Genomic DNA, 1,569 nt, shown 5'->3' with positions numbered 1-1,569 from the left:
ACGTCGTGCAGGCTGCGCGCGGTCGAAGCCACTTCGCGGATCGACTCGTGGATACGCTCCACGAAGCGGTTGAAGGCATTGCCCAGTACGCCGAACTCGTCGTTGCTGGCGACCTTCAGGCGCTTGGTCAGGTCGCCTTCGCCCTGGGCGATGTCTTCCATGGCGCGGCCCATGGTGGTCAGCGGCTGCATCAGCACGCGGATCAGCATGCCCAGCAGGAGCAGGATGGCGACGATGGCGATGGCCGCGGCAACGATGGCCGAGGCGCGGAACTTGCTCAGCATGGAGTAGGCGGCGTCTTTGTCGATGGACAGGCCGATATACCAGTTCACCGACGGCAGGCCCTTCACCTGGGTGAAGCTGAGGATGCGCGTCTGGCCGTTGAGCTCGGCCTCGCTGAAGCCGCCGCCGATCTTCGGGGTGATCTGCGGGTAGATGTCGGCCAGGGACTTCATGATGAAGTTCTTGTCCGGGTGCACCAGGATCTTGCCGTCGCCGCTGACCAGGAAGGCGTAGCCCATGCCGCTGAAGTCCAGCGAGTTGATGATCTGCACCAGGGTTTGCAGGCCAAGGTCACCACCGACCACTCCCAGGGTCTTGCCGCCGGCCCGGGCGGGGGTGGCGACGGTCATGATCAGTTCCTGGGTGGCGGCGTCGATGTACGGCTCGGTCAACGTGGTGCCGCCAGCGGCGACGGCATCCTTGTACCAGGGACGGGTGCGCGGGTCGTAACCGTCAGGCATGGCGCTGTTGGGGCGCATGGTGAAGGTGCCGTCTTCCTGGCCCAGGTAGGTGAAGTTGAAGGTCTTGCGCAGGCTGTCCTGTTCCAGCTGGGCGGCCAGGTGCTCCGGCGCGCTGTCGCGCGCCAGGGTCTGGGCGGTGCTCTCGATCAGCAGGATCCGGCCGCTGAGCCAGTTCTGGATGTTGCTGGCGCTCACGTCACCCATTTCCCGCAGGTAATCCTCGAGGTCTTCGCGGATCGCGTTGCGCTGCAGGTAGTCGTTGTAAAGGGTGAAGAGGGCGAATGCCGAGAAAACCACAAGAGAAGCGGCCAGGAGGATCTTATGGCTGAATTTCAGGCTCTTGATCATGCTGCGTCGAGTCCGGAAGTAGAGGGATGCCAGAACGGCGTTGGTCCGGGGCGACAGGTCCGATGTCGCCGCAGGGCGCCCGTTCCCGTGGTGTGAAACGGACGGCGCCGGCACGGCGGGTAGCCGGGCGGGCTTGGCCGGAACTCCCTTGTCCCGGCAGTGAAGACAGGCCCGGTTTGTTGGTTGCTATCAAAGGCCTTCACCCTTGATTTCGGCGTGGTCGGGGGAAGCTTGAAAGAGTCGGACGAACGGTAGGTGTGGCTCTGTGGCGGGTGTTTCAGTGGTGATACAGGTGGTGGCAGGCCTCCTGCAGGAGCGAGCTTACTCGCGAACAAAAAAGGCGCCCGTAGGCGCCTTTTTCGTTTCGCCGTAATCAGATGCGGAAGCTGTCCACCAGGTGGCGCAGGCGGCCGGCCTGGTTCTCCAGGTCGGCGCAGGCGCGCAGGGTGGCCTGCAGGTTTTCTACGCCTTCCTGGTT

2 protein-coding genes are annotated in these 1,569 nt (G+C 63.9%); both read right to left on the bottom strand.

What is annotated here, in order from left to right:
- The coding region (locus A9513_RS14365; protein WP_141678410.1) for a cache domain-containing protein at positions 1–1,091 on the bottom strand (1,091 nt) is incomplete at its 3' end.
- Between the two features lie 373 nt (positions 1,092–1,464).
- Positions 1,465–1,569: hypothetical protein (locus A9513_RS36505; protein ID WP_255302855.1), on the bottom strand; the 105-nt coding region annotated here is incomplete at its 5' end.

Origin of the sequence: Pseudomonas sp. AU12215, from assembly GCF_001675465.2 — a bacterium.
GTDB classification, from domain to species: Bacteria; Pseudomonadota; Gammaproteobacteria; order Pseudomonadales; family Pseudomonadaceae; genus Pseudomonas; species Pseudomonas nitroreducens.
Note: the sequence above shows the minus strand (reverse complement) of the source record. Positions and strands in the feature narration are given on the sequence as shown.